Origin of the sequence: Amycolatopsis sp. NPDC049868 (assembly GCF_044461365.1) — a bacterium.
In the GTDB taxonomy this organism is placed as follows: domain Bacteria; phylum Actinomycetota; class Actinomycetes; order Mycobacteriales; family Pseudonocardiaceae; genus Amycolatopsis.
Genome location: NZ_JBITKV010000001.1, coordinates 169,307 through 194,327, shown reverse-complemented (window position 1 = coordinate 194,327; position 25,021 = coordinate 169,307). Strand labels below are relative to the sequence as shown.

The 25,021-nt window shown below is 69.4% G+C and carries 32 protein-coding genes; 18 read left to right on the top strand and 14 right to left on the bottom strand.

The genetic code is table 11. The annotated features are described in order from the left end of the window. Positions 1 to 97: 97 nt before the first annotated feature. The 6 genes from ACIBTM_RS00975 to ACIBTM_RS00950 are packed head-to-tail and all read left to right on the top strand — an operon-like array spanning position 98 to position 5,071. Positions 98 to 910 (top strand): ABC transporter ATP-binding protein, encoded by an 813-nt coding sequence (locus ACIBTM_RS00975; protein ID WP_395874292.1) that lies wholly within the window; start codon positions 98 to 100, stop codon positions 908 to 910. Between the two features lie 55 nt (positions 911 to 965). Then, positions 966 to 1,745 (top strand): enoyl-CoA hydratase/isomerase family protein, encoded by a 780-nt coding sequence (locus ACIBTM_RS00970; RefSeq protein ID WP_005167845.1) that lies wholly within the window; start codon positions 966 to 968, stop codon positions 1,743 to 1,745. 5 nt (positions 1,746 to 1,750) lie between these two features. Then, entirely contained in the window at positions 1,751 to 2,713 is a 963-nt protein-coding gene (locus ACIBTM_RS00965) for a class I SAM-dependent methyltransferase (protein ID WP_191254916.1), read from the top strand. After that, positions 2,714 to 3,883: a class I SAM-dependent methyltransferase gene (locus tag ACIBTM_RS00960; protein ID WP_395874289.1), complete on the top strand. Its 1,170-nt coding sequence runs from the start codon at positions 2,714 to 2,716 to the stop codon at positions 3,881 to 3,883. An 11-nt stretch (positions 3,884 to 3,894) separates the two neighbouring features. After that, positions 3,895 to 4,659: an HAD family acid phosphatase gene (locus ACIBTM_RS00955; protein ID WP_395874287.1), complete on the top strand. Its 765-nt coding sequence runs from the start codon at positions 3,895 to 3,897 to the stop codon at positions 4,657 to 4,659. A gap of 37 nt (positions 4,660 to 4,696) precedes the next feature. Beyond that, a complete protein-coding gene (locus ACIBTM_RS00950) occupies positions 4,697 to 5,071 on the top strand; it encodes a DUF427 domain-containing protein (RefSeq protein ID WP_395874285.1) in 375 nt (124 codons plus the stop codon). Between the two features lie 3 nt (positions 5,072 to 5,074). On the opposite strand, the gene ACIBTM_RS00945 is transcribed toward ACIBTM_RS00950, so the two are convergent. Beyond that, entirely contained in the window at positions 5,075 to 5,794 is a 720-nt protein-coding gene (locus tag ACIBTM_RS00945) for a hypothetical protein (protein WP_395874283.1), read from the bottom strand. 133 nt (positions 5,795 to 5,927) lie between these two features. Here ACIBTM_RS00945 and ACIBTM_RS00940 point away from each other — a divergent pair, with 133 nt between their 5' ends. Together ACIBTM_RS00940 and ACIBTM_RS00935 are read left to right on the top strand one after the other, a co-directional pair. After that, positions 5,928 to 6,638: a helix-turn-helix domain-containing protein gene (locus tag ACIBTM_RS00940; protein WP_395874281.1), complete on the top strand. Its 711-nt coding sequence runs from the start codon at positions 5,928 to 5,930 to the stop codon at positions 6,636 to 6,638. 28 nt (positions 6,639 to 6,666) lie between these two features. Beyond that, on the top strand, positions 6,667 to 7,092 hold the full coding sequence (locus ACIBTM_RS00935) for an acyl-CoA thioesterase (protein ID WP_395874279.1): 426 nt from the start codon (positions 6,667 to 6,669) through the stop codon (positions 7,090 to 7,092). Here the strand turns inward: ACIBTM_RS00935 and ACIBTM_RS00930 are convergent. After that, positions 7,063 to 7,548 (bottom strand): GNAT family N-acetyltransferase, encoded by a 486-nt coding sequence (locus ACIBTM_RS00930; RefSeq protein WP_395874277.1) that lies wholly within the window; start codon positions 7,546 to 7,548, stop codon positions 7,063 to 7,065. The genes ACIBTM_RS00935 and ACIBTM_RS00930 overlap by 30 nt on opposite strands. On the opposite strand from ACIBTM_RS00930, the gene ACIBTM_RS00925 reads away from it, so the two are divergent. Both ACIBTM_RS00925 and ACIBTM_RS00920 read left to right on the top strand, forming a co-directional pair. Next, complete coding sequence (locus ACIBTM_RS00925) at positions 7,458 to 8,345, top strand: aminoglycoside phosphotransferase family protein (protein ID WP_395875761.1); 888 nt, start codon at positions 7,458 to 7,460, stop codon at positions 8,343 to 8,345. The two genes, ACIBTM_RS00930 and ACIBTM_RS00925, sit on opposite strands and share 91 nt — an antisense overlap. Next, positions 8,342 to 8,806, top strand: coding sequence for a GNAT family N-acetyltransferase (locus tag ACIBTM_RS00920; RefSeq protein ID WP_395874275.1), 465 nt, complete (start codon positions 8,342 to 8,344; stop codon positions 8,804 to 8,806). Before ACIBTM_RS00925 ends, ACIBTM_RS00920 begins: the two co-directional genes overlap by 4 nt. A gap of 88 nt (positions 8,807 to 8,894) precedes the next feature. Here the strand turns inward: ACIBTM_RS00920 and ACIBTM_RS00915 are convergent, their stop codons facing one another. Continuing rightward, positions 8,895 to 10,151 (bottom strand): DUF222 domain-containing protein, encoded by a 1,257-nt coding sequence (locus ACIBTM_RS00915; RefSeq protein WP_395874273.1) that lies wholly within the window; start codon positions 10,149 to 10,151, stop codon positions 8,895 to 8,897. A gap of 354 nt (positions 10,152 to 10,505) precedes the next feature. Here ACIBTM_RS00915 and ACIBTM_RS00910 point away from each other — a divergent pair, with 354 nt between their 5' ends. Further along, positions 10,506 to 11,357, top strand: coding sequence for a nitroreductase/quinone reductase family protein (locus ACIBTM_RS00910; RefSeq protein ID WP_395874271.1), 852 nt, complete (start codon positions 10,506 to 10,508; stop codon positions 11,355 to 11,357). Between the two features lie 449 nt (positions 11,358 to 11,806). After that, the gene (locus tag ACIBTM_RS00905) at positions 11,807 to 12,793 is read left to right on the top strand and encodes an acyl-CoA desaturase (protein ID WP_395874269.1); all 987 of its coding nucleotides are present in this window, start codon (positions 11,807 to 11,809) and stop codon (positions 12,791 to 12,793) included. A gap of 5 nt (positions 12,794 to 12,798) precedes the next feature. Here ACIBTM_RS00905 and ACIBTM_RS00900 read toward each other — a convergent pair whose 3' ends face one another. From ACIBTM_RS00900 to ACIBTM_RS00885, 4 genes are read right to left on the bottom strand one after another with little or no spacing between them, the layout of a single operon-like run. Continuing rightward, positions 12,799 to 13,593 carry an alpha/beta hydrolase gene (locus tag ACIBTM_RS00900; protein ID WP_395874267.1) on the bottom strand — a complete coding sequence of 265 codons (795 nt, stop codon included), beginning with the start codon at positions 13,591 to 13,593 and terminating at the stop codon, positions 12,799 to 12,801. A gap of 2 nt (positions 13,594 to 13,595) precedes the next feature. After that, complete coding sequence (locus tag ACIBTM_RS00895; RefSeq protein ID WP_395874265.1) at positions 13,596 to 14,543, bottom strand: sigma-70 family RNA polymerase sigma factor; 948 nt, start codon at positions 14,541 to 14,543, stop codon at positions 13,596 to 13,598. 5 nt (positions 14,544 to 14,548) lie between these two features. Beyond that, on the bottom strand, positions 14,549 to 15,205 hold the full coding sequence (locus tag ACIBTM_RS00890; RefSeq protein WP_395874263.1) for an enoyl-CoA hydratase-related protein: 657 nt from the start codon (positions 15,203 to 15,205) through the stop codon (positions 14,549 to 14,551). Position 15,206: 1 nt separating this feature from the next. Then, positions 15,207 to 15,815, bottom strand: a complete 609-nt coding sequence (locus ACIBTM_RS00885) for a TetR/AcrR family transcriptional regulator (RefSeq protein WP_395874261.1) — start codon at positions 15,813 to 15,815, stop codon at positions 15,207 to 15,209. A gap of 136 nt (positions 15,816 to 15,951) precedes the next feature. Here ACIBTM_RS00885 and ACIBTM_RS00880 point away from each other — a divergent pair, with 136 nt between their 5' ends. Beyond that, positions 15,952 to 16,299 carry a DoxX family protein gene (locus ACIBTM_RS00880; protein WP_395874259.1) on the top strand — a complete coding sequence of 116 codons (348 nt, stop codon included), beginning with the start codon at positions 15,952 to 15,954 and terminating at the stop codon, positions 16,297 to 16,299. A gap of 2 nt (positions 16,300 to 16,301) precedes the next feature. Here the strand turns inward: ACIBTM_RS00880 and ACIBTM_RS00875 are convergent, their stop codons facing one another. From ACIBTM_RS00875 to ACIBTM_RS00860, 4 genes are read right to left on the bottom strand one after another with little or no spacing between them, the layout of a single operon-like run. Further along, positions 16,302 to 16,643, bottom strand: coding sequence for a VOC family protein (locus ACIBTM_RS00875; protein ID WP_395874257.1), 342 nt, complete (start codon positions 16,641 to 16,643; stop codon positions 16,302 to 16,304). Positions 16,644 to 16,680: 37 nt separating this feature from the next. Then, the gene (lexA, locus tag ACIBTM_RS00870) at positions 16,681 to 17,337 is read right to left on the bottom strand and encodes a transcriptional repressor LexA (RefSeq protein ID WP_016336599.1); all 657 of its coding nucleotides are present in this window, start codon (positions 17,335 to 17,337) and stop codon (positions 16,681 to 16,683) included. Continuing rightward, entirely contained in the window at positions 17,315 to 17,503 is a 189-nt protein-coding gene (locus tag ACIBTM_RS00865; protein WP_395874255.1) for a hypothetical protein, read from the bottom strand. The genes lexA and ACIBTM_RS00865 overlap by 23 nt, the downstream gene beginning before the upstream one ends. Before the next feature lie 17 nt (positions 17,504 to 17,520). Next, on the bottom strand, positions 17,521 to 17,661 hold the full coding sequence (locus ACIBTM_RS00860; RefSeq protein ID WP_395874253.1) for a hypothetical protein: 141 nt from the start codon (positions 17,659 to 17,661) through the stop codon (positions 17,521 to 17,523). A gap of 128 nt (positions 17,662 to 17,789) precedes the next feature. Here ACIBTM_RS00860 and ACIBTM_RS00855 point away from each other — a divergent pair, with 128 nt between their 5' ends. Then, a complete protein-coding gene (locus tag ACIBTM_RS00855) occupies positions 17,790 to 18,224 on the top strand; it encodes a hypothetical protein (RefSeq protein WP_395874251.1) in 435 nt (144 codons plus the stop codon). Between the two features lies 1 nt (position 18,225). On the opposite strand, the gene ACIBTM_RS00850 is transcribed toward ACIBTM_RS00855, so the two are convergent. Next, a complete protein-coding gene (locus ACIBTM_RS00850; protein ID WP_395874249.1) occupies positions 18,226 to 18,663 on the bottom strand; it encodes a MarR family winged helix-turn-helix transcriptional regulator in 438 nt (145 codons plus the stop codon). Between the two features lie 7 nt (positions 18,664 to 18,670). Further along, on the bottom strand, positions 18,671 to 19,525 hold the full coding sequence (locus ACIBTM_RS00845; RefSeq protein ID WP_395874247.1) for a helix-turn-helix domain-containing protein: 855 nt from the start codon (positions 19,523 to 19,525) through the stop codon (positions 18,671 to 18,673). Between the two features lie 102 nt (positions 19,526 to 19,627). On the opposite strand from ACIBTM_RS00845, the gene ACIBTM_RS00840 reads away from it, so the two are divergent. The 3 genes from ACIBTM_RS00840 to ACIBTM_RS00830 all read left to right on the top strand — a co-directional run bounded on the left by ACIBTM_RS00840 (position 19,628) and on the right by ACIBTM_RS00830 (position 23,037). Further along, positions 19,628 to 20,533: an MBL fold metallo-hydrolase gene (locus ACIBTM_RS00840; protein ID WP_395874245.1), complete on the top strand. Its 906-nt coding sequence runs from the start codon at positions 19,628 to 19,630 to the stop codon at positions 20,531 to 20,533. Positions 20,534 to 20,542: 9 nt separating this feature from the next. Beyond that, positions 20,543 to 21,808, top strand: a complete 1,266-nt coding sequence (locus tag ACIBTM_RS00835; RefSeq protein WP_395874243.1) for a carboxylesterase/lipase family protein — start codon at positions 20,543 to 20,545, stop codon at positions 21,806 to 21,808. Positions 21,809 to 21,906: 98 nt separating this feature from the next. Next, positions 21,907 to 23,037, top strand: coding sequence for an FAD-dependent oxidoreductase (locus tag ACIBTM_RS00830; RefSeq protein WP_395874241.1), 1,131 nt, complete (start codon positions 21,907 to 21,909; stop codon positions 23,035 to 23,037). A gap of 1 nt (position 23,038) precedes the next feature. On the opposite strand, the gene ACIBTM_RS00825 is transcribed toward ACIBTM_RS00830, so the two are convergent. Beyond that, the gene (locus ACIBTM_RS00825) at positions 23,039 to 23,563 is read right to left on the bottom strand and encodes a TetR/AcrR family transcriptional regulator (RefSeq protein WP_395874239.1); all 525 of its coding nucleotides are present in this window, start codon (positions 23,561 to 23,563) and stop codon (positions 23,039 to 23,041) included. A gap of 89 nt (positions 23,564 to 23,652) precedes the next feature. On the opposite strand from ACIBTM_RS00825, the gene ACIBTM_RS00820 reads away from it, so the two are divergent. Then, positions 23,653 to 25,002 (top strand): carotenoid oxygenase family protein, encoded by a 1,350-nt coding sequence (locus tag ACIBTM_RS00820; protein WP_395874237.1) that lies wholly within the window; start codon positions 23,653 to 23,655, stop codon positions 25,000 to 25,002. Positions 25,003 to 25,021 lie beyond the last annotated feature (19 nt).

Sequence of the window (25,021 nt, the reverse complement as noted above, 5' to 3'; positions counted from 1 at the left end):
CCGCCGGAGTCGCTTCGTCCCACTCCCTGGACCAGCCGCTTTCCACCGACCGGCGGCCCGGTGCACACACGCGCGCGAGTGCGGACACAATGGGCGCGTGAGCGAGCCGATCCAGCCCAGCGAACTTGACGACCTCGTGGTGAGGATGACCGGTGTCGGGGTCCGCCGAACAGGCAACGACCTCCTCGCCGACCTCGATTGGACCGTGGAACTGGACGAGCGCTGGGTGGTGCTCGGCCCGAACGGCGCGGGCAAGACCACCCTGCTCCGGCTGGCCGCGGCCGAACTCCACCCGACCTCGGGAACGGTCGACCTGCTCGGCGACCGGATCGGCAAGGTCAACATCTTCGAGCTGCGCCCGCGGATCGGGTTCACCTCGGCCGCGATCGCCCAGCGTGTGCCGGGCGAGGAGCGCGTCGTCGACGTCGTGGTGAGCGCGGGATACGCCGTCGTCGGCCGCTGGCGTGAGGAATACGACAGCCTCGACACCGACCGCGCACTGGAGCTCCTGGGCGCGCTGGGGATCGCGCACCTGGCGGAGCGCACCTTCGGCACGCTGTCGGAGGGCGAGCGCAAACGCACCCTGATCGCGCGTTCGCTGATGACCGACCCGGAGATGCTGCTGCTCGACGAGCCCGCCGCGGGACTCGACCTCGGCGGCCGCGAAGACCTCGTCGCCCGCCTTTCGGAGCTGGCCCTCGATCCGGAGGCGCCTGCCATGGTGCTCGTCACCCACCACGTGGAAGAGATCCCGCCGGGGTTCACCCACGCGCTGCTGCTGCGCGACGGCCGCACGGTCGCCTCCGGGCTCGTGGACGACGTCGTGACCAGCGACAACCTGTCCAAGACGTTCGATCAGGACCTCCTGCTCGAACGGTCCGGTGATCGCTTCTTCGCCCGTCGCCGCTGACGGGTCGTACTGACCGGTAGCCTGCAATCTGTCTTGGACGGTTAAGGAGGACGGCGTGGGAGAGTTCGTAAGTCTCGAGGTCGAAGGCGGGGTCGGCACGATCCGGCTGGACCGCCCGCCGGTCAACGCGCTGAACAACCAGGTGCAGGCCGAGCTGGCCGAGGCGGCCCGTGAGGCCTCCGAGCGCGACGACGTGCGCGCCGTGATCCTCTACGGTGGCGAGAAGACCTTCGCGGGTGGCGCGGACATCAAGGAGATGGCCGAGCGCACGTACCCCGAGATCGCGAAGTTCGGTGCCGCGCTGACGGCGTCGCTGGCCACCATCGCGAACATCCCGAAGCCGGTCGTCGCGGCCATCACCGGCTACGCGCTGGGCGGCGGCCTCGAACTCGCGCTGACCGCCGACCGCCGGATCGCCGGCGACAACGTCAAGGTCGGGCAGCCCGAGATCCAGCTCGGCGTCATCCCCGGTGCCGGCGGCACGCAGCGCCTCGCCCGGCTCATCGGCCCGAGCAAGACCAAGGACCTCGTGTTCACCGGCCGGTTCGTGAAGGCCGAAGAGGCCCTCGCGCTGGGCATCCTCGACGAGGTCGTGGCGCCGGACGACGTCTACGCCGCCGCGCACAAATGGGCCTCGCAGTTCGCGAACGGCCCGGCTGTCGCGCTTCGCGCCGCGAAGGCCGCCATCGACGGCGGTCTCGACACCGACCTCGCGAGCGGTCTCAAGCTCGAGTCCCACCTCTTCGCCGCGCTCTGGGCGACCGAGGACCAGCGCAACGGCATGAAGTCGTTCATCGAAAACGGCCCTGGCAAGGCCACCTTCGAGGGGAAGTAAGCACGATGACCCAGGTGAACGACCCGGCGCCGAATCCGCACGCCACCGCCGAAGAGGTCAAGGCCGCCTTCGACGACCCAAAGCTCGCCAACGTGCTCTACCACGACTGGGAAGCCGGGACCTACGACGAGAAGTGGTCCATCTCCTACGACGAGCGCTGCATCTCCTACGCGACGGACGTGTTCAACGCCGTCGCCGGTGAAGACGGCCAGCCGTACCCGACCGCGATGGAACTGGGCAGCGGCACCGGCTTCTTCCTGCTGAACCTGATGCAGGGCGGGGTGATCAAGAAGGGTTCGGTCACCGACCTCTCGCCGGGCATGGTGCAGGTCGCGCTGCGCAACGCCGAGAACCTCGGCCTCGACGTCGACGGCCGGGTCGCCGACGCGGAGCGGATCCCGTACGAGGACAACAGCTTCGACCTCGTCGTCGGGCACGCGGTGCTGCACCACATCCCGGACGTCCGGGCGGCGTTCGCCGAGGTGCTGCGGGTGCTGAAGCCGGGCGGCCGGTTCGTCTTCGCGGGCGAGCCGACGAAGGTCGGCGACTTCTACGCGCGCAAGCTCGGCCAGATCACGTGGTACCTCACCACCAACCTGACCAAGCTCCCGGTGCTGAACGGCTGGCGCCGTCCGCAGGAGGAACTCGACGAGTCCTCCCGCGCGGCCGCGCTGGAGGCCGTGGTCGACATCCACACCTTCGACCCGTCCGACCTCGAGTCGATGGCCCGCGGCGCGGGCGCGCAGGACGTCCGCGCGGTCACCGAGGAGTTCGCCGCGGCGCTGGCGGGCTGGCCGATCCGGACCTTCGAAGCCGCCGTGCCGCAGGAGAAGCTGACCCTGCGCTGGCGTCTGTTCGCGTACCGGCTGTGGCTGCGGCTGTCCGCATTGGACAAGAAGCTGCTCGCCAAGGTGCTGCCGCGCGAACTGTTCTACAACGTGATGATCACCGGTACCAAGCGTCCGTAGGTGTCGTATCGGTTCACGCTCGACGACGTCGCCTTCCTGCGCTCCGGCGCGGGAAGCGCGGCGCTCGCCGAATGCTCGTCCCTGCCGCTGACCGACAAGACCCGCATCGCCGACGTCGCCGCCGTGCGCCGGATCGCCCCGGACCACGCGGCCGCGGTGCTGGAAACGGTGGTGCTGCGGCGGAAGTCGTCGTCCAAACTGGACTCCGCGGGCTCGTGGCTGTTCACCGGCGACGCACTCCAGCAGGCCAGCGCCACACTGGTCGCCCGGCACCGGGCCGCCCGGCTCGCCGGCCGCGACGTCCATGACGTGACGTGCTCCGTCGGCGCGGACCTGGTCGAGATCGCCCGCGTCGCGTCGAAGGCGCTGGGTTCGGATCTGGACGAGGTCCGGCTGGCGATGGCGCGGCACAACGCCGCCGAGGCCGGGGTTTCTCCCGCGTTGCTCAGGGCCGACGCACTGCGGCCGGTCAGCCGGTCTTCGGTCGTCGTCGCCGACCCGGCTCGTCGTGACTCCGCCGGGCGCCGGGCGTGGAAGCCCGCCGACTTCCTGCCGCCGCTGGACGGTCTGGTAGAGGCGTATCCGGGCCGCGAACTCTCGGTGAAATGCGCGCCGGGCCTTGATTTCTCCATCGCGCCCTGGGCGGACGAGGTCGAACTGGTCTCTTTGGACGGTCAGGTCCGCGAGGCGTGCCTGTGGCGCGGCGTGGATTCGACGGTGTCGCGCCGGGCGACGGTGCTGCGTTCGGACGGTGCACAGTGGACGGTCACCGACGCCGATCCCGACGAGATCCCCGTGCGCGAGCCGGGTGAATGGATCGTCGACCCCGACGGCGCCGTCGTCCGTGCCGGACTCGTGCGGCATTACGCGGCACGGCACGGCTTGTGGCAGCTCGACGAACGCATCGCGTATCTGACCGGGGACACTCCGCCGCCGGGAATCCGGGCGTTCCGGGTGTTCGAGCACGGACCGTACAGCGAGAAGAATCTTCGTGTACTGCTGAAAAAACACGATATCGGTCGGCTGGAGATCCTCGTCCGAGGTCTCGACATAGACCCGGATGCCTTGCGCCGCAAGCTGAAACCTCGCGGAGGTGAAGAAGCTACTTTGGTACTGACCAGAATCGGTCGTTCTGGAGTAGCGTTCCTTTGCCGCGCACAGCTGACGTGAGGAGCATTTCCATGAGCCGGTTCACCGGTCTGCTGAAACTGGCCGCCGCCGCGGCCGCCGGAGCCGTCCTCGCGGGCGGCGCCACCGCCGTCGCGAACACCGACGACGCCACCTGGCGGCGCGGTCACGAGCCCGCGAACATCGGCCAGGTCAAACTCGACGTGAAGGCCTACTACGGCGATGTCGTCGGCAGCGACGGCAAACACGGGTACTCCGAGGGCAGCCGGTTCGTTTCCGACACCAAGCGCCAGGTCGAGGACGCCAAGCGCTATCTCACGCGGCGGCTGGATCGCGGCGTGAAGAACCCCGCCGTCGTCTTCGACGTCGATGACACCGCCGAGGTCACCTACGGCTGGGAAGCGGACAACGACTTCGGCTTCGACCCGAAGAAGCAGCAGGAAGCGATCGACAAGGGCACGTTCGTCGCGAACAAGCCGGTGCTGGAACTCGCGAACTGGGCCGCGCAGCGCGGCGTGAAGATCTACTTCCTGACCGGGCGCAACGAGTTCCAGGGCCCGCAGTCGCTCAAGAATCTCGCGAACGAGGGCTACCCGGCGCCGGCGGGGGCGTTCTTCAAACCGAAGACCACCGCGCCGGACTATCTGCCGTGCGGGCTGACCTGCACCACCGTCCAGTACAAATCGGGTACGCGGAAGCATATCGCCTCGACCGGCGCGACCATTCTGGCCAACTTCGGCGACCAGTTCAGCGACCTCGAAGGCGGATACGCGGAGTTCCCGGTCAAGCTGCCGAATCCGATGTACTACCTGCCCTGACGGGAATATCCGCGCGTCCGGCGTCGCTGTGCCCGGTATGTCTGACAAAAAGGTGTTGAAGCCCAGCGCGGACCACCCGATCACGGTGGCGCCGAACGAGGCGCGAGTGGTCGTCACGGCCGGCGGCAAGGTCGTGGCGGACAGCGCGAACGCGCTCACCCTGCGGGAGGCGAACTACCCGCCCGCGCAGTACATCCCGCGTGCCGACGTCGACTTCGGCCTGCTGGAGCGGACGGACCACTCGACGTACTGCCCGTTCAAGGGCGACGCGTCGTACTACAGCATCCGCACCGGCGACGGCCTGGCCGAGAACGCCGTCTGGACCTACGAGGCGCCGCACGACGCGGTCGCCGAGATCAAGGACCACGTGGCGTTCTACCCGACGAAGGTCGACTCGATCGAAGAGCGCTGACCCTCACGGGAGCTGATTGATCCGGTCCCCGTCCGCCGCGAGCGACGTGTCGGACTCGATCCGCCACGCCTCCAGACCGGGCGTGCCCAGTAGCGCGTCGATCAGGGCCTCGTCACCCGCGACAAGGGTCGAATCGAAGTCGACCTCGGTGGCGACGCACCACGCGCGGTCGTCCGGCCAGAACAGGTTGGGGGACTGCGCCTCGAACCAGTTCGGCCGGGGCCGCCAGCCGAGTTCGGTCGCGGACGCCAGCGGTCCGTGGAACAGCAGGTAGTCCCGGCCGGGATGGCGCAGGCGCGGGGCGGCGAGGTGTTCGCGGGACAGCGTCGCCTCGTCGGCCCAGCCGTAGCCCTCCCAAAGGCAGAACCAGGCGTCGGACGTGGAAGTGTGCTCGCCGAGCACGGCCAGCAGCGCGGTGAGGCTGTGCGACGGCAGAGTGCCTCGGTCGGGCGGGGAGCCGCGCCAGAGCGAGCCGGTGAGATTCACCGGATCCGGGGAGCCGACGAGCGCGTGCCACTGCATGGCGGCATGTGCCCGGCGTCCCGTCTCGGCCGCTGCTTCGCGCCAGCTCGCCCAGCCGCCGCGGTCTCGTTCGGCGGGATGGCAGAGGCGCGCGTATGCGGCGTAGCCACGCGGGACTGTGCGGCCCGCCGCGCCGAACGCCCCGCCGAGCCTGGAGGAGATCCACTCGGCGGGAGACGGGTCGAGCACCGGCAGCAGCACGACGGCAAGTCTTCAGCATGATCAAGTGACGCGCATCTTGTCGGTGGCCGGGGGCATACTGCCGGACGTGGGTGTTCCGCTGCGTCGACGTTCAGGTCGTTCGGTATACCGCGAAAGCAGGCCGGTCGCGCCAGTGGCCGGCGTGGTCGAGAGCGTCTGGACGGGTTTGGTGGGCTGCCGCCGTCCGCTGAGGGTGTTCCCGGACGGCTGTGTCGATCTGGTCTGGGACGGGACGGTGCTCGCCGCGGTCACCACGGTGCACGGGGTGCTGCGGCACGAGCTGCCGTCGGCGGTGTGGACCGTCGGGCTCCGCCTGCGGTGCGGCGTCGGCGGCGCGGTGCTGGGCCTGCCGATGACGGAGCTGGCGGCGGGCGCCACCCCGTTGCGCGATCTGTGGGCCGCCGGGGCTCGCCGCGCGGAGTCCGAGCTGGCCGGGTGCGGGACACCCGGCGAGGCACGGTCGGTGCTGGAAGCGCTGGTCGCCGAGAGGCTCCGGGAGGTCGAGGTGGACGGGCTGTCGATCGCGGCGGCTCGCGCCTTGAGCGCGCCCGGCGCCCGCACCGATCGGGTCGCGGCGGAGCTGGGGGTGAGTGAGCGTGGTCTTCGGCGGCATGTCCGGCACGATGTCGGTGTCGGTCCCAAGGAGCTGCAGCGGGTGCTGCGATTCCACCGGTTCCTCAAGCGGGTCGAGGCCGTGGCGCGCGACCACGCGTCGCTCGCCGGCGTCGCCGCCGATGTGGGCTACGCGGATCAGTCCCATCTCGGGCGGGAGTGCCGTCGGCTGTCGGGCGCTTCACCCGGCGCGCTCGTGCGGTCCTGGACTGGCCGAAACGTTCCAGACTGAGGCGGCCCACCGACGCGAAGATCGGGATGTGCTCGAACCCTTCCGCGTCACCATCGACATCCGTACGGACGATCTCGACATCAACGGTCACGTCCGCGGCCCCGCCTACCTCGCGTACGCCGATCACGCGCGCTGGGAATGCGTGTGGGCCGCAGGGGTGGATCCCTTGGCGCTCAAGGCCGGGAACCTCGGTCCGGTCAACCTGGAAACGACGATCCGGTTCCGCCGCGAGCTTCGCGCCCGCGCGCGGATCGACGTGCTGACCCGGTTCGCCTGGGAGCCGGGCAAGGTGTCGCGGGTCGTCCAGGAGTTCGTGGCGCCGGACGGTGCCGTCGTGGCCGAGGTGGAAAGTGTCTCCGGGCTGATGGATCTCGAATCGCGGCGCCTCGTCCCGGACCCGGGAAAGCAGTGGCGGAAATACGCTTCACGGCCGGAGGTCCTCGGCTTGCGGTGACTCGGCCGCCCGCTTCTCGTAGAGGCTGGTGGGCCATTTCGCTCCGGGCGGGTCCGTCACGTGCTCGAAACCCGCACGCTCGTAGTACTCGCGCAAGGCCGGGTTGTCCCTCGTGGTCGCCACCCGGACGAAGGCCTTGCGGTGAGCCGCGGCTTTCTCGCCGACCCAGTCGATGATCCGGTACCCGAGCCCGGCTCCGGCCGCCTCCCGCGCCACCGCGAGGCGGCTCAGATAGTAGGCCGGATCTGGAGCCGCGCCGAAGCCGGCGGAAAGCGTTGCGGCTATTGGTGAATTCCGCGCGCGGCCGGCCAGGCGGCGGCCCCACGAGGATCGGCATGCTTCGATGACGCCCCGGCGGTGGTTGGATATCCGTCGTGGTCGACGAGAACCTCGTACGGAAGCTGATCGCGGCACAGTTCCCTCGATGGGCCGGGCGGGCGATCGAACGATGGCCATCCGGTGGCACGGTCAACGCCATGTATCGGCTGGGCGACGACATGGTCGTGCGGTTGCCGCTGACCAAGAGCGGCGCGAAGGACGTTGCGCTGGAACAAAGGTGGCTGCCCCGTATCGCGTCCGGGTTGCCCACGCCGATCCCTGAGGTGCTCGGGGCGGGACTGCCCGCCGACGGATACCCGTGGCCGTGGTCGGTGTACCGCTGGCTGCCGGGCGAGAACCCGCGGCCGGACGCGCTCGGCTCGCCCGTGCCACTGGCCGAAGACCTGGCCGAGTTCGTCCTGGCGATGCGCCGCGTCCCGCCGGTACCTGCGCCCGCGCTTGCGCACCGTGGCGGGCCGCTCGCGACGTTGGACGCGGAGACGCGGTCGGCGATCGAAAGCCTGCGCGCGATTCCGGAAGAGGACGTCGACTGCGACGCCGTCCTCGCTCTGTGGGAGAAGGCTTTACGAGCCCCGGCGTGGGAGGAGGCGCCGGTGTGGCTGCACGCCGATCTGATGCCTGGCAACCTCCTGGTGGAGGGCGACCGGCTGTCCGCGGTGATCGACTTCGGCTGTATGGGAGTGGGCGATCCGGCCTGTGACCTGTTCCCGGCGTGGAATCTGTTGCCCGCCGACGCGAGGGGTGTCTTCCGCGAGACGCTGGGCGTGGACGACGCGACCTGGAGCCGCGGCCGCGCACGGACGCTCTCGCAGGCGCTGATCGCGCTGCCGTACTACCGCACGACCAACGAGGCCATGGCCGGCAACGCGCGGCACGTGATCCGGGCGGTGCTGGAGGAAGAAGGGCGGACATGACTCTCCGACTGGCCGAGGTCACGGCCGCCAACTTCGATTCCGCGATCGAACTGAAGGTCCACCCGGCACAAGAGCATCTGGTCGCGCCGGTCGTGAAGTCCCTCGCCGAGGCATACGTGTATCCCGGCATCGCTTGGCCCCGCCTCATTTTCGACGGCGACCGGCTGGTCGGTTTCCTCATGGCCTTCCTGGACATCGACTTCGCGGGCGACGGCACGGGCACCGACATCCGCTCCGGTCTGTGGCGGCTCAACATCGCGGCAGGCGAGCAGGGCCGGGGCTACGGTCGTTTCGCGGTCGAGGCCGTGGCCGCCGAGATCCGACGCCGGGGCGGAAACCGTCTCACCGCCACTTGGCACCCCGGCGACGACGGTCCCGAGCGCTTCTACCTGAGGCTCGGGTTCCGGTTGACCGGAGAGATGAGCGGAGACCAGGTGGTCGGCGAGCTGGCGTTGGACTAGAAGTGCCGGGATCCATCCGTGGGCAGGGGCCGATCGCGGCCGGGAGTTCTCGCGGCCGGTTTCGGTTCGGAGGCTGCTCGGGGTCGGCCTATGTCCTGAGATGCATGGTGTTGCGCCTCGGAGTCCCGGTGGGGTCGAGGTAAGCGGGCGGGGTGAATTCCGGGAGTCCGTCTTGGGCGATCTGGACTTTCCATTCACTACGGTGAATCAGCCGATGATGTTTGGTGCACAGCAGGACAAGATTGTCTATCTTCGTTTCGCCGTGATGCCGCCAGAAAACAATGTGGTGTGCCGTACACCGGGGTACCGGCATGTCGCAGCCCGGGAACGCGCAGCCACCGTCACGAATGGTGAGTGCGTATTTCTGGGCCAGGGAGACGGTGCGTTTGGAGCGGCCGATGTCCAGCGGTTCGCCTGCCGTCCCGAGAACCCCGGGCCGCACGCGGGCGTCACAGGCGAGGATCCTCGCGTCGGTGGCGCTGATCGGCCCCACCAGATCCAGGTGGGCTTCACCAATATCGCGGATCAGGTCCTCATACGACATGGTGACCAGGATGTGCGTCGCCTCCCCGGCCTGTCCGGGGAGGTTGCGGCTGGTGGTCTTCAACCGCACATAGTCGGTGAAGGCATCGCCGTAGCGTTCGTCTTGGGTGCGGGGGTCGCGGACCCCGTCGATGGCCTTGTGGGGTTTGGCCATCGGATCCAAATCCGACTTCAGGCGGGCGTAGGTTTCCAGATCAAGCCGCGCCTTGAGGCCCAAGGTGCCGTCGCGGTGCTTCACGAACCGTAGCTCCGGTCGGGTCTCCTTGGGGTCGTCGTTGCGGGGTTCTTTGCCGTCGGGGTCGAGTTTGTCGAGCAGGCGGCGTCCGGCGCTGGCGATCTGCCGTGGCCCCGCACGCCGGGCCAGCTCGACCAGGATCTTCTCCCCAGCCCGCACGTCCTCCTCCGGAACACTCGACGGAATCCGGGCAAGAGTCTTGATGATCGCGTCGATCTGACCGCCGCCGATCGCACCCTCCGCCGCCGCGTCAGCCGTCAACGGCGCCAGCGGCGGTTCGGGGTCGCCGCCGATCGAGGGACCGGGATGCAGGGCCAGAACACGGTCGGCGCGGGCGTCGGCTTCCTTCTCCGACACCAGGAAGTCCTCGAGAATCAGCCCGGCCAGTGTCGAATGACCCGAGCAGCCGCGTATCCCGCGGGAATTGATTTCCGCGAGGATCGCGTTCTGCTCCGCGTCCAACTGCCGTTTCAGGACTTCGAGTTCTTGTTTGCGGGCGTGCAGCGTCGCGGTGTCGACGCGCCACCACTCGGTGGACGTCTTCGGAGAGGCATCGTCGCTGGACACAAGATCAACGCTACGCCGAATCGAACACCCGTGCTATAGCATATTCAGACTATATCGCGCCAGGGAAATGAGCCGCAATTAGTCGACTAACTGCGGCGGCAGGGGAGGGGGCAAGGCAGGTGCGCGCCGCCCCGGCCCTGTGCTAACGTCGTCCCTGAGCCCCGTATGGGCCTACGCATGGAGGTAGCGGCTACTCAGCCACTGGAGATCGGCACATGCCGTCTCGCATAATCACTCATCCCCGCGTCGTGGGATGACGCCTCCATGCGGTGTGCCCGAAAACCGGGCGTATGTGTGCTCCTCCGGTGACGATTCCGCGCCCTCCTGTCGACACATCGACGGGAAAGGAACGCATTGACCGGCTTCAACGACCAAGTGATCGAGGAATTCAGGCAGAGCAAGGGAAAACTCGGCGGCATGTTCGAGGGGTGGAAGCTGATCCTGCTCACCACCACCGGCGCCAAAACCGGCGAACGGCGGACGAATCCGTTGGGGTATCTCGAAATCGACGGCAAGATCGTCGTCGTCGCTTCGAATATGGGAGCGTCGGCGCATCCGGGCTGGTACCACAACATCCGGCGTGACCATCGCGTCATGATCGAGACAGGGACCGAGACTTATGAGGCGATCGCGGCCGTCCCGCCCGCGGCGGAGCGTGAGGCGCTGTTCGCGAAGGTCGTCGCCGAGGAGCCGGGATTCGCCGAGTACCAGGCGAAAACGACGCGCGAGCTGCCTGTCGTGATCCTGCACCGGATCGACGACCGGGTGCGCGGGATGGGCGATTTCCTGGTGGAGGTCCACGAGTGGCTGCGGGAAGAGCTTCGGACGCTGCGTGCCGGGGTGGAAGAGATCGTGGCCGGCCGCGCGGACGTGCTCACCATGGAGAAATCCTTGAAAGCGCACTGTGTTTCGTTCTGCGAGGCGCTGACCAAGCATCATACCGGCGAGGATATGGGCGCGTTTCCCGTTCTGGGGCAACGGTTCCCCGCGCTGGAGCCGGTGTTGACGAAGCTCGGGGAAGACCACGTCGTCGTCGCGGCGACGCAGAAGCGGATCCGTGACCTCGTGGAGGGTTACGTGCACGGCGAGAGCGATCCCGCGCGCTTGCGCGACGAGTTCGACGCCCTCGCGGGGAAGCTCGAAGCGCATTTCGCCTACGAAGAGCGAAGCGTCGTGGCGGCGCTCAACGTTACGATGACCGGCTGATCGGGGTGGACGCCCTGGGGTTTCGGCCCCAGGGCGTGTACCGTGAGTGGTGGCGCCGCTCTCGGCGTGACGCCGCGAGGCGGGCGGAAATCATCCCCGGCCTCGCCGAAGACCGCGAACCAGCGGTCCCCCTCGAAAGGTTTCACCGTCAAAACTCACAGCACGGACAGTGCCCTGTTCAGCCATCCGCTCGACACTCAGGTCGAGCGGCACGACCCGGCGACCCCTCAAGGCGAGCGATACATGGATCTTTTTCGCGAACCTTCTTACCCCGCACCGGAACCATCGGCCGACGTCATTCGTTGAGCTGATAAGTCCAACGTTTTGGGTGTCGTGTTGTCCCAGCACGCTCGCGCAGAATTCGTCGCGGGCATGCCTCTCGTGCGCCGCGTCGTGCCTCAGGCTTCAGCAGCCGGCACATGCCTCGGCCATCGACAAGAAACGACGACATGACCTCAGCTCTCAGACCTCCGGACAGTGAAGAGCGGCAGTCGCCGCAACCCCTCCTGTCGGGGGAGCAGTCCCGCACCGAAAATCTTCTCGTCAAGCTGTTCGCGGTGGTGCCCCTGCTGGCACTGGCCGCCTCCGTCCCCTTCGCGTGGGGCTGGGGCCTCGGCTGGGTGGACCTCGGCCTCGCCGCCGGGTTCTACTTCCTCACCGGCCTCGGTGTGACCATCGGATTCCACCGCTACTTCACCCATGGCGCCTTCAAGGCCAACCGCGGCCTGCGGATCGCGTTGGCGGTCGCGGGCAGTATGGCCATGCAGGGCCCGGTCATCGGCTGGGTGGCCGACCACCGGCGGCATCACGCCTTCGCCGACCGCGAGGGCGACCCGCATTCCCCGTGGCGGTTCGGCACCACCCCGGCCGCGCTGGCCCGCGGCTTCTGGCACGCCCATATGGGCTGGCTGTTCGAACGTGAGAAGACCAACGCGCGGCGGTTCGCCCCGGATCTGCTCACCGATCGCGACATCGCCCGCATCGACCGCCTGTTCCCGCTGCTCACCGTCGTGACGTTGCTCGCACCCGCCGTCCTCGGCGGCGTGATCACCTTGTCGTGGTGGGGCGCGATCACCGCGTTCTTCTGGGCGAGCCTCGTCCGGGTGGCGCTGCTGCACCACGTCACCTGGTCGGTGAACTCGCTGTGCCATCTGATCGGCGACCGCCCGTTCGCCGCCCGCGACAAATCCGCGAACTTCTGGCCGCTCGCCATCGCCTCGATGGGCGAGTCCTGGCACAACTCCCACCACGCCGACCCCACCGGCGCCCGGCACGGCGTCCGCCGCGGCCAGCTCGACATCTCCGCACGGTTGATCTGGCTGTTCGAGAAAGCGGGCTGGGCGACGGAAGTCCGGTGGCCGAAGGCCGACCGGCTCGGCCGCAAACTCAATCCAGGCCACTCGTTGTCGCTGCGTGGGCGTGCACAGCGGGCCTGAGCCCGTCAGCGGATCGCGCCCGCGATGGCGTCGATCAGCTCCGGCCCGTCGGAGAACGCCGGATCGTTGTGATCCGCGCCGGGGACTTCGATCGCCCTGGCCCCGGCGGCCTGTGCCACCTCACGGCTCTGCTGGGCAGGGACGATCGAGTCGGCGGAGCCGAACACGACGGTCACCGGCGCCTTCACGCGCGCGACGGCGTCCTTCGTCGGGAACTCGTCCCGCAGCAGCCAGCGGACCGGCAGGAACGGGTAGTGCCGTTGTCCGACCGACGCGAGGTCGACGAACGGTGAGCGCAACACGAGCGCGGACGGCGGACGTTCGACGGCCAGTTCGGCGGCGACCGCCGAGCCGAGACTCTCGCCGAAGTAGATCAGCGGCGTTCCGGCCTCTCGGACCAGGAAGTCCTGTGCGGCGCGGACGTCCAGCGCGAGCCCTTCCTCGGACGGTCCGCCGGGATTGCCGCCGTACCCGCGATAGTCCAGGAGCAGCACCGAGAGCCCGCGCGCGGTCAGCGCACGGGCCAGCGGCGCGCGGAACGACCGGTTCCCGGCGTTGCCCGGCGCGACCAGTACGGCCGCCTTCGCGTCGGCGACCGGGAAGTACCAGCTCGCCAGGCTCAGCCCGTCCGAGGTGGTGAGCGTGACGTCCCTGCCGCCGGGCAGGACCGCGGCCGCACCGGGCGGCGGACCTGCCGCGGGGAGGTAGATCAGCTTGCGCTGGAAGGCGAACGCGCCACCGAAGACCACACCGACGAGGGTGACGGCCACCACCAGCGCGATCAACACCTTCTTGCGCATGCTCAGGGCTTCGCCGGGGGAAGGCCGAACCTCGCGAACAGGTCCGCGTCGAGGAACGAGGTGATGTCGCGGATCCGATCGTCACGAAGGGACAGCACGGTGATCGACCAGGCGTGGTGGGTGGCGTCCGCCGATTCGCCGAGATAGCAGGCGACGGCGGGCTGCCCGTTGGCGGTGACGACCTCGGTGCGCCAGCTCGGGCACCGGCCGAGCGGGACCTCGGCGGCGAAACCGGAGACCGCCTCGATACCGCTGTACCACTGCGCGAGCGGCGGCATGGACCAGGTGACGTCCTCGGCCAGCAACCCGACGAGCGCGTCGGCGTCACCACGCTCCAGCGCGGAGGCGAAGCCCGCGGCGATCTCGCGCGTCCGGGTGTCGTCGAGTGTCCGCCGCGCGCCGGGCGGCGCGACCTTTTCGGCCACGATCGCCCGTGCGCGTTGCAGCGCGCTGTTCACCGCCGCGACCGAAGTGTCCATTGTGGACGCGATTTCGGCGGCGGAGAAACCGAGGACGTCGAAGAGCACCAGCGCGGCCCGCTGGTTGCCCGGCAGATGCTGCAGCGCGGCGACGAACGCCAGCTCGATCGCCTCGCGCCGCTCGTACCGGGTCTCCGGACCGTCGGGGTACGGGCCGAGCCACGCCACCTCGGTCAGCGGGGCGTGTTCGAGCACGACCCGTTCGCTCGACGGGCCGAGGTCCATCGGCAGCGCCCGTTTCCCGCGTGCCGCCGCGATGTCGAGGCAGGTGCGGGTGGCGATGCTGTAGAGCCAGGTGCGCATCGAGCTCCTGCCCTCGAACCGGTCCATCCCCCGCCAGGCCCGCAGAAGCGCGTCCTGCAGGGCGTCGTCGGCGTCGTGGGCCGAGCCGAGCAGGCGATAGCAGTGGGCGTGCAGCTCGCGGCGCAGCGGCTCGACCAGACGATCGAATTCCGCGTCGTCGGTGCGCACGACGGCTACTTGGCGCGAAGCGCGGTGACGGCGGGGGTGAACATCGTCGTCTTGATCGCGGACAGCGTGCCGCGGTCCTTCCCCGCCAGCGGGCGGACGAGATCGGCCGCGTACTCCAGCAGCGCGGGCTTCTCGGCGACGGCGTCCACGAGCCCGAGGTCCCGCGCGTCGGTGCCGCCGAACCGGCGTCCGGTGGTCATCGACGCGATCGCGGCGGCGGGGGTGAGCTTGCCCTGGATCAGTGCCGCCATCCCCGGCGTGAACGGGATGTTGATATCCGCCTCGGGGAAGCAGAAGAACCCGCGGTCGGCACGCATCACCCGGAAGTCGTGCGCCATCGCCAGCATCGCCCCGGCGCCGAAGGCGTGCCCGTTGATCGCGGCGACCGTGTGCACGCCGAGGGTGAGCACACGGGCCAGCAGTTCGTGGACGTCGGCGACGTACTGCGCGGCCTTGGCGGGGTTGCCGGTGAGCCACTCGAGGTCGAGGCCGTTGGAGTAGAACTTCCCGGATCCGACGGTGACCAGCACCGCCGGATCCGGATAGGCGACGACGGTGTCCAGCTGGGAATGGACGGTTTCCAGCCAGGACGGCGAGAACCGGTTCTCATCGTCCCCGAGGTCCAGCAGGAACACCGGGGCGTCGTGGCGCAGAGTGGGCATGTCAGTCCTTCCGTGAGGGTGGGAGCAGGAGTATGGCGTGGACCGCGGCGGACAGCCGGGCCCGGGAGTCTTCGGAGATCGGCTCGCCCGCGGTGAACGCGCGGCGGAACAGGGCCGTCGGCAGGTCGACGACGCAGGTCGTCAGCACTTCGACGGCCTGAGCGTCCCGCCTGTTCCAGAGCCGTTCGGCGAGCGTGACAAGGAGCTTGACCAGGCGTTTGTCGAGCGCGAGGAGATCGCCTGCGAGGTCCTCGGGGACCTGCGGGCCGAGCAGATGCTCCTTCTTGACGGTGATGAGCAGGCGAGCCGCTTCCGGTCGGCGGCAGGCGAATTCCGCCGGCGCGTCGGCCGCCGCCGCGACCGCCTCGGCCGGGTCTTTCGCCTGCGCGGCCAGCTCGGTCTGGAGGTCGAGAAAGGCGCTCGCCGCGCGGAGCCAGACACGGGCCAGCAGTGCGCCGAGCGAGCCGAAAGCGTGGTAGATCGTCCCGTTGGACACTCCCGCGGCGGCCGCGAGGGACCGGACGGTGACGCCCCGGGCGCCGACTTCGACGACGAGGCGCTCGGCCGCGTCGAGCAGCCTGTCCAGGTCGTGCACGCGGGGGCGGGGCATGCGGCGAGGGTAACAGAGCGCTTGCTCTAAAACTGCGGCAGGTGGATTGTGACGTGCTTCACCCGGCGTGCTGTCACGTCGGGCCGGTGGCCGGGGTCAACCCGGCGAACCACCGAGAAGCCAAGGAGAAACCGAAATGACCACCGCCTATGTGATCGTCACCGTCGTCGGAGCGTTCATGGCCGCGTTCTCGGCCGCCTCGATCTTCTTTCGCGCCAAGTGGGTCGTGCAGCCGCTGGCGGACTACGGCGTTCCCCGCGCCTGGTGGACTCCGCTCGGGGTCGCCAAGGCGGCGGGCGCCCTCGGCCTGATCGCCGGACTGTGGGTGCCCGCGCTCGGCGTCGCGGCCGGGATCGGCCTGGTGCTCTACTTCACCGGTGCCGTGATCACCGTGCTCCGCGCGCACTGGGCGTCGCACGTCGCGTTCCCGCTGATGTACATGGCGCCTGTCGCCGCTTCACTGGTGCTGGGTTTCGCGGCCTGATGTCAGGAGTCCGGGGACCACACCGCGAGTTCGGCGCCGCCGGGCTCGCGGAAGTGGAACCGGCGCCCGCCGGGGAACGAGAACGGCTCGACCGTGACGACTCCGCCCGCGGCCTCGACGGAAGCCCTCGCCCGTACGAGGTCGCCGGTGCGGATCGTCACCAGCGGCGCGGCCGTCTGCTCCCCGGTGTCCTGCTGGAAGCCGAACGAGACCGCGCCGCCGCTCTGGACGTCGGTGTACGTCGGGCCGTACGACGTCGCCGTCCACCCGAAGGCCTTTTCGAAGAACGCGCTCGAGCCTGCCGCCGAACTCGACGGGAACTCGACGAAGTCGATTTCGTACATGGGCGCCGAAGCTACTCCGGCCCACCGACAAAAAGCGTCAGACGCTGCGCAGGACCGAAACCACGACGCCGAGCACGCTCGCGCGGTCCCCGTCTATGACCTCGTAGGCGGGGTTGCGCGGTTCGAGGTACACGTGGCCGTCGCGGCGGCGGTACACCTTGACCGTGGCCTCCTCGTCGATCATCGCGGCGACGATCTGGCCGGAGTGCGCCTCCTGCTGCTGCTTCACCACGACGATGTCGCCGTCGCAGATCGCCGCGTCGATCATCGAGTCACCGCGCACCCGCAGGCCGAAGACGTTGCCCCGACCGGTGAGTTCACGCGGAAGGGTCATCACGTCGTCGACGTGCTCGACGGCGGAGATCGGTGTTCCCGCGGCGATGTCACCGACGACGGGGACCGGCACGGAGTCCTCTGTGGACTCCTTCGACGCGGTGCCGTGCAGGAAGGCGCGCACGTCGATGGGGCGCGAGATCGAGCTGCTGCGGCGGAGGAAACCCTTCTCCTCCAAGGCCGCCAGATGCTTCGACACCGAGGACGTCGAGCGCAGCCCGACCGCTTCACCGATCTCGCGAGTGCTCGGCGAGTAGCCGTACTCCACCACCCATTCGCGGATGGTCAGCAGGATCTTCTGCTGCCGCTCCGGCAGGGAAGCGGCTTCCTCGAACAGCTCAAGATCGTGGTAGGCGGTCATCAGCGGAATGGTAGTTCGTGCAGGCCGCGGCGATCGCCGCGGTGTCCCAGTAGAACGGCCGCACCTCGGTGATGCGCCCGTCCCCGACGGTGATCGTCTGCAGGATCGGGAAATCCAGCTCGCGGCCGGTCGACCTGGCCCGGACGTGCACGTGGGTCAGGACCACCAGCGGATCGGTCTCGCTCAGGAAGCTCTGGTGTCCACCATGTCGAAGACGGCCCAGGTGTCGCTCATGGCGACGAAGAACCGCTCCATGGCGAAGTACTCGGCCTCCGCCGCGTACATGCCTTTGAGCACGGACAGAGCGTCTGTTGTCGTTGTCACGACGACCACTGTGGTGCCCGGCTCGGCCGATCACCGGCGGTTATCCGTCGTGGAGATCGGCCGGATGGCGGCGCGGCCGGGCCGAAAGTCCGATCCCGGGAGTGTTTCCGCGAGGTTGACTCGATCGTATGAACACGAAGATCACTGCGGCGGTACTCGCCGCCGCGACGGCCACGGTCGCCCTGTCCGGCTGCGGGCTCAAGGAAGGTTTGACCGAGAAGGCGAACGGACACGTCAAGACGGTCGGCTACGCGACCGGCGCGGAGGGCAAGCGAAACGAGGACGCCCGGCTGCCGGAGTGGGTACCGGACGGAGCGGCGTCGGTCACGGAGGTCATCCGGACGACGGGTTCGGAGCGGATCCTGAAGTTCACCGGCGGGACACTGCCCGCCCTTTGCGTACCGGGGCCGGCCGCGACGCAGGCGGCCACACTCGCCGCCCAGTGGTGGCCGCAGGGTCAGGAGGCCAGGACCGACAAGGTCTGCGGCGAATGGCACGTGCTGGTCCAAGGCGCCGACGTGTACGCGTTCAAGCCGGAGACATTGGTGAGCACGAGGTCCTGACTCATTCCTCGGGCGTGAGCGCGTCGGCGCAGACGGCGAGGTCGTGCACCAGCCGTTGCCTGCCGGCTTCCGAAAACGGGGCGAGCATGCGGTCCTGGACGTCGCGCACGACGCCGCTCGCGGCGCGGAGCTGAGCGCGTCCGGCGGGGGTGAGCGTGCTGGGCAGGGCCCGGCCTTGCGGCGCCGTCGTCGGGCGGGTGACCAGACCGCGGTCCTCCAAACCGCGCAGGACCAGGTTCATCGACTGCCGGGTGACGAACACGGCCCTGGCCAGTTCCGCGTTGGACAGCCCCGGTCGCTGCGAGAGCACTTCGAGGCAGGAGTACTGCGGCACGGTGAGATCCAGGGGGCGCAACGCGGTCTCCATCGCCGTCCGGAGCGCCGTCGCCGCCCGCTTCAACAGGTATCCCGCCGATTGGTCCAGTGGTCCGACCGTCATGTCAGCATCATGACATATCCGCGGCCCGGCGGAGCAGCGCGAGGGCCTGCTCGTCCGACGAGCCCGCCCGGGTCGTGCACACGATCAGCGACTGGTCCGGCGCACGGGCGATCGACAACGTCTGCTGGGTCACCCGGACCGAACCGACGACCGGATGGCGCAGTTCGTAGGACTCGGCGTCACAGGGCCGCACGCGATGGTCGCTCCACAGCGCGACGAATTCGGGGCTCTTCATCGTCAGCTCGCCGATCAGTTCCGCGAGCAGCGGGTCGTCGGGATACCGGCCGACGGCGATCCGCAGGCTGCCGACCACGGCGCGGATCTTCCGCTTCCGGTCGGCGTACAGCTCCTGGCAGTGCGGGTCCAGGAACAGTATCCGGCTCGTGTTCGGCCGTCGTGCCGGGTCTTCCGGTGCGTGGAAGTCGAGATGCCCGCCGAGCAGGGCGTGGCCGAGCGCGTTCCACGCCAGGACGTCGGAGCGGCGGCCGAGCACCAGCGCGGGAGCGTCGACGGTGCTCAGGAGGTCCCGCGTCTCGTCGTGGAGCTTCTCGGGCCTCGGGCGGCGCGCCCGCGGGGTGCGGCGGGCGGCGCCGGCGAGCCGGTCGAGGTGTCCGCGTTCGTGGTCGTCGAGCCGGAGGGCGCGGGCGATGGCGTCCAGCACCTCGGCCGAGGCGCCGCGGGACATGCCCTGTTCCAGCCGTGCGTAGTAGGAGACGCTGACCCCCGCGAGCTGGGCCAGTTCCTCGCGCCGCAGGCCGGCCACCCGGCGGCGCGACCCGAAGTCGCGCAGGCCGACGTCTTCCGGCCGCAGCCGCGCCCGTCGTGCCTGCAGGAAGTCGCCGAGCGGGCCAGGTCCGTCCATGGGCCCGAGTATCCGGGGCACGGTCCCCGTCAGCCACACCCTCCCAGTGGGAGGACCAGCGGGGCGTGGTCCGCGTCCGGCCGGGTCTCCAGGCTCGGGGACATGGACGAGATCACCATCGGAGACGTCACGGTCACCCGCGTCAAGGAGTTCTACGGTTCGCTCGGCATGACCCCGGCCGAGTTCCTGCCGGACAGCCCCGACGGCGCGTGGGACGAACACCGCGGCTGGCTGGCGCCCGATTTCTGGAACCCCGAGACGAACGAGTGCCACGCGGCGCTCCAATCCTGGCTGATCCGCAGCGAAGGCCGCACGATCCTCGTCGACACCGGCGTCGGCAACCACAAGGACCGGCCGTACGCGGCGGTGTGGAACCGCCTCGACACCGCGTACCTCGACAACCTCGCGGCCGCCGGGGTGCGGCCCGAGGACGTCGACGTCGTGGTGAACACCCATCTGCACATCGACCACGTCGGCTGGAACACCCGGCTCGACGGCCGCACCTGGGTGCCGACCTTCCCGAACGCCACCTATCTGATGCCCCGGCCCGATTTCGACTTCTGGAACCCGGCCGAAGCACACGATTCCGTGCTGGGACGCGGAAATCAGAACGTCTTCGAGGACAGCGTCGTGCCGGTCCACGAGGCGGGGCTGACCCGTCTGTGGGACGGCACGTACCGGATCGACCGGAATCTGCGGCTGGATCCCGCGCCCGGTCACACGCCGGGTTCGTCCGTGCTCACCCTGGAATCAGGCGGCGAGCGGGCGTTGTTCGTGGGCGATCTCGTGCACACCGCGCTGCAGATCGTGGAACCGGACACCAATTCGCCCTATTGCGAAGATCCGGCGGGATCACGGGCCACCCGGCACAAGCTGCTCGGTCAGGCCGCCGACGGTCACGCGCTCCTCTTCCCGGCGCATTTCGGTGCCCAGGGCGCCGTGCGGGTCGAGCGCCGAGGATCGAAGTTCGCGATCGCGCGCTGGGCCGCGTTCTCGCCGCTCTCCTGAGGAGTTTTCGTGTACGTGCGAGCAGAAACCCCGGCCGGTGTCGTACGCGGCAGCCGTGATTCCTTCGGTGAGCTCTATCGCGCCATCCCGTACGCGGCGGCGCCGATCGGCCCCGGCCGTTTCCTCCCGCCGGCGCCGCATCCGGGCTGGTCCGGCGTCCGGGACGGGACGCGGCCAGGGCCGACGGCACCCCAGCCGGTGCGCGACTTCGGCAAGCTCGACATGACGCCGTACTTCGGACCCGGCTGGGTGCGCGGCGACGAGTACCTCACCGTCGACGTCCGGACACCGGCGGCGGACGACGGACGGCGTCCGGTCATGGTCTTCGTGCACGGCGGCGGTTTCGTCACCGGCTCCGCCCGCGCCGCGCTCTACGACGGGAGGGCGTTCGCGCGCGACGGCGTCGTCCTGGTGACGGTGAACTACCGCCTCGGCGTCCCCGGTTTCCTCGATCTGGAAGGCGTTCCGCCCAACCGGGGCCTGCTCGACGTGCTCGCCGCGCTCCGCTGGGTGCGGGACACGGTCGCGGTGTTCGGCGGAGATCCGGGCAACGTCACGGTGTTCGGGCAGTCCGCGGGGGCGACGCTCACCGGCGCACTGCTCGCGACACCGGAGGCCAAGGGACTGTTCCGCCGGGCGATCGTCCAGAGCGGCAGCGGAACCGGCGCCTTCACCCCGGAGCAAGCAGCCAGGGTCACCGCGGCCGCCGCATCGGCGCTGGGAGCCGAGCCCACCGCGCGGGCGTTCGGAGAGATCCCGGACGAGCGGTTCCTGGCGATCCTGCCCGTGCTGGCCGGGCTCGATCTGCGGACCGAAACCGCCGCGGACCCCTTGGCCGGGCTGAGCCCGTTCAGCCTCGTCCTGCCGGTTCAGCCCGCGGACGGTCCGCTCGACGGAGACGTCGCGCTGCTCATCGGTACCAACACCGAGGAAGGAAACCTTTACGGCGAAAAGGATCTCGGACAAACGTTGTTCGGCGACGGCACCGAGCGGCTGGCGCGGGCGCACGCGCGGATCTCGGAGGGGCACACCCACCGATACTCGTTCGGCTATCGCTCGACGGCGTCGAACGGACGGCTCGGCGCTGCCCACACCGTCGAGTTGCCGTTCGTCTTCGACGTCGCCGACGAGCCGTGGCTGCACGGGGACACCGGTCTGCTCGGCCCCGATCCCGTCCCGGACGGGCTGGCGGCCCGGGTGCACGGAGCGTGGGTCGCGTTCGCGAGGACGGGTGATCCCGGCTGGAGAGGAGACGCCGTCGCGTTCTTCGGCTGACAGCGCCTGCCAGGCCGGTGCCAGTGTCGTATGCGGCGTCTGCCAGCGGCCCGCGACACGCTCTGGAATGTCATTCCAGAACCGACCGAGGGGTCACCATGAACACACCTGTCACGATCATCGGCGCCGGTCTCGGCGGGCTCACCCTGGCCAGGGTCCTGCACGTCCACGGCATCCCTTCCGAGGTCTACGAAGCCGAAGCCTCCCCGACGTCGCGCCTGCAGGGCGGGATGCTCGACATCCACGACTACAACGGCCAGCTCGCGCTCGAAGCCGCCGGGCTGATGGACGAGTTCCGCGGCATCGTCCTGGAGGGCCGTCAGGCGCTGCGGGTGCTCGACAGGGACGGGACCGTCCTGTTCGAACGGGGCGACGACGGCACGGGTGGCCGCCCCGAGGCGCAGCGCGGGGATCTGCGGCGCATGCTGCTCGACTCGCTCCCCGAAGGCACCGTGCGCTGGGGACGCAAGGCCGCCGGCGCCCGGACGCTCGGCGACGGCCGCCACGAGGTGACCTTCGACGACGGCACCACCGTCGTCACGGATCTCCTGGTAGGTGCCGACGGGGCCTGGTCGCGGATCCGGCCGCTGCTCACCGACGCCGTTCCCGAGTACTCCGGCACGTCGATCATCGAGACCTACCTGTACGACGCGGACACCCGGCACGCCGCCGTGGCGAAGACGGTCGGCGGCGGGTCGATGTTCGGGAACGGGACCACGGAGGGCATCGGCATCAACGCGCATCGCGAAAGCGGCGACACCTTGCACGCCTACGTGGAGCTCGGCAAGCCGTTGGAGTGGTTCGACGCCATCGACTTCTCCGACGCCGAAGCCGCCAAGGCGGGGATCGCGGCGGAGTTCGGAGACTGGTCGCCGGAGCTCACCGCGCTCATCACCGAAAGCGACATCGCGCCGATCCACCGCCCCGCTTTCACCCTGCCGTTCGGGCTGCGCTGGGAACGCGTGCCCGGGGTGACCTTGCTCGGCGACGCCGCGCATCTCGCGCTGGCGAACGGGGAAGGCGCCAACCTGGCGATGCTCGACGGCGCCGAACTCGGCAAGGCGCTCGCCGCGCGTCCCGGCGACGTCGAGGCCGCTCTCGCGGAGTACGAACGCGCCATGTTCGCGCGCTGCGAAACGCCGATCGAGGAGGACTTCCTGCTCGAAAGCATCTTCGGCGAGAACATCCCCGAGCAGGTGCTGAACCTGTTCGAGGAGCGGAAGAGCTGAGTCAGGCCTTGCCGCCGGCGAGGGCCTCCAGGCCGCGGACGATCGTTTCCGCGCTGGGGGCCCGGTCCGGGGCGACGAGGTGCTGCATCATCACGCCCGCGATGAGGGCGAACTGGACGGCGCCCGCCGCGTCGGCGTCGGTGGCGGACAGCCGCTCGCCGAGGACCTTGCGGGCCTCGTCCTGGGCGTCGGCGAGCCGTTCGCGCAGTTCCGGGAAGCGGATGGCCTGGGTGGCGCTCTCCAGGACGGCGGTCCACAGGTCGCGCTGCTCGCCGAAGGAATCGACAAGGCCCTGCCAAGTGGTGGTGAGCGAAGCGTCCTCCGGCTCGCGCAGGCGCTCGACCACTTCGGTGGACAGCTCGATCATGGCCTCGTTCATGAGGGCCTCTTTGGAACCGAAGTGGTACCCGATGGAGCCGAGGTTCGCTCCCGAGGCCGCGGTGATGTCCCGCGCGGTGGTATGCGCGTAGCCGCGTTCGATCAGGCAGCGCTTGGCCCCGTCGAGGAGGTCCTCTCGTTGTCCCATACGGCGATCCTAGCGCCGGGCTGTGACAAGTGTCTTATACAAATGTATTATACAAATGTTCAAGACGTCTCGCAGCAAGGAACCCGACGATGAATCGCTATGTCCTGGGCAACTTCGCCCCGGTCACCGAAGAGATCACCGCCTTCGACCTGCCCGTCACCGGGAAGATCCCGGACGACCTCGACGGCCGCTACCTGCGTATCGGTCCGAACCCGCTCGGCCTCGAAGACGCGTCGGCGCACACCTGGACCCTCGGGGAGGGCATGGTCCACGGCGTGCGCCTGCGCGACGGCCGCGCCGAGTGGTACCGCAACCGCTGGGTCCGGTCGGCCTCCGTGGCCGACCGGCTCGGGGAACCGCGGCGCGGGCAGGTCGCCGACGAGCGCCTGGACTTCGCGCCGAACGTGCAGGTCGCGGAGCACGGCGGCCGCCTCTACGCGCTCATCGAAGGAGGTCTGGCGCCGTACGAGCTGACCGACGAACTCGACACCGTCGGGCCGGCCGCCCTCGGTGCGACTGAACAGGGTTTCTCCGCCAACGCGCACAGCAAGTACGACCACGCGACCGGCGAACTGCACTCGCTGGCCTTCCGGTACGGCGCGGATTTCGTGCAGCACATCGTGATCGGCCCCGACGGGCGCAACCGGAGCGTCACCGACATCAAGGCGCCCACGTTGCCGTACATGCACGACTTCGCGCTCACCGAGCACTACGTGGTGTTCTACGAGTCCCCGATGGTCTTCGTGCCCGAGCGCCTGGCGACGGGCGTGCCGTTCCTCTGGAACCGGGAACTGCCGTCACGGCTGGGGCTGCTGCCGAGGGCGGGCGGGACGGTGCGGTGGTTCGAGACCGCGCCCGTCATGGTCGGTCACACCCTGAACGCCTTCGAGGACAACGGAACCGTGGTGGTGGACGTGGTCGTGCATCCCCGGCCGATCGACTTCGCCGACGTCGGCGCCTCGAAGCCCGTGCTCGAACGCTGGACAGTGGATCTCGCGGCCGGCCGGGCCACCCGCTCGCTGCTGCACGACCGTCCGCAGGACTTCCCGCGCCTCAACGGCCGGTTCGGCGGAAAGCCTTACCGCTACGGCTATTCGGCGGCGGCCGAGCTGTACGCCACCCCGAGCGCCACGGAACCGGACCGCCCCGACGAGGGTTTCAGCAGCGCCTTGCTGAAGCATGACCTCCTGACCGGCGTCACCGAAGCCCACGAATTCGGCCGCGACGCGAGCGCGGGGGAGACCGTGTTCGTGCCGTCAGCCCGTGCGGCCGCGGAGGACGACGGCTACAACCTGGTCTACGTCCACGACCGTGACCGTGGCGCGGCGGATCTGGTGATCCTGGCGTCGCAGGACTTCACCGGCGAGCCTCTGGCGAGGGTGCACCTGCCCGCCCGTGTCCCCTTGGGACTGCACGGCAGCTGGATCCCCGCGGCCTGACTCCGATGGCTAATCTGAG

Coding starts and splice junctions, on each gene's coding strand:
- ACIBTM_RS00875 (WP_395874257.1), bottom strand. CDS start 16,643: ATGTACGAAATCGACTTCGTCGAGTTCCCGTCGAGTTCGGCGGCAGGC.
- ACIBTM_RS00965 (WP_191254916.1), top strand. CDS start 1,751: ATGACCCAGGTGAACGACCCGGCGCCGAATCCGCACGCCACCGCCGAA.
- ACIBTM_RS00890 (WP_395874263.1), bottom strand. CDS start 15,205: ATGCCCACTCTGCGCCACGACGCCCCGGTGTTCCTGCTGGACCTCGGG.
- ACIBTM_RS00885 (WP_395874261.1), bottom strand. CDS start 15,815: ATGCCCCGCCCCCGCGTGCACGACCTGGACAGGCTGCTCGACGCGGCC.
- ACIBTM_RS00855 (WP_395874251.1), top strand. CDS start 17,790: ATGAACACGAAGATCACTGCGGCGGTACTCGCCGCCGCGACGGCCACG.
- ACIBTM_RS00955 (WP_395874287.1), top strand. CDS start 3,895: ATGAGCCGGTTCACCGGTCTGCTGAAACTGGCCGCCGCCGCGGCCGCC.
- ACIBTM_RS00905 (WP_395874269.1), top strand. CDS start 11,807: ATGACCTCAGCTCTCAGACCTCCGGACAGTGAAGAGCGGCAGTCGCCG.
- ACIBTM_RS00850 (WP_395874249.1), bottom strand. CDS start 18,663: ATGACGGTCGGACCACTGGACCAATCGGCGGGATACCTGTTGAAGCGG.
- ACIBTM_RS00845 (WP_395874247.1), bottom strand. CDS start 19,525: ATGGACGGACCTGGCCCGCTCGGCGACTTCCTGCAGGCACGACGGGCG.
- ACIBTM_RS00825 (WP_395874239.1), bottom strand. CDS start 23,563: ATGGGACAACGAGAGGACCTCCTCGACGGGGCCAAGCGCTGCCTGATC.
- ACIBTM_RS00930 (WP_395874277.1), bottom strand. CDS start 7,548: ATGGCCATCGTTCGATCGCCCGCCCGGCCCATCGAGGGAACTGTGCCG.
- ACIBTM_RS00920 (WP_395874275.1), top strand. CDS start 8,342: ATGACTCTCCGACTGGCCGAGGTCACGGCCGCCAACTTCGATTCCGCG.
- ACIBTM_RS00830 (WP_395874241.1), top strand. CDS start 21,907: ATGAACACACCTGTCACGATCATCGGCGCCGGTCTCGGCGGGCTCACC.
- ACIBTM_RS00900 (WP_395874267.1), bottom strand. CDS start 13,593: ATGCGCAAGAAGGTGTTGATCGCGCTGGTGGTGGCCGTCACCCTCGTC.
- ACIBTM_RS00840 (WP_395874245.1), top strand. CDS start 19,628: ATGGACGAGATCACCATCGGAGACGTCACGGTCACCCGCGTCAAGGAG.
- ACIBTM_RS00880 (WP_395874259.1), top strand. CDS start 15,952: ATGACCACCGCCTATGTGATCGTCACCGTCGTCGGAGCGTTCATGGCC.
- ACIBTM_RS00820 (WP_395874237.1), top strand. CDS start 23,653: ATGAATCGCTATGTCCTGGGCAACTTCGCCCCGGTCACCGAAGAGATC.
- lexA (WP_016336599.1), bottom strand. CDS start 17,337: ATGACCGCCTACCACGATCTTGAGCTGTTCGAGGAAGCCGCTTCCCTG.
- ACIBTM_RS00950 (WP_395874285.1), top strand. CDS start 4,697: ATGTCTGACAAAAAGGTGTTGAAGCCCAGCGCGGACCACCCGATCACG.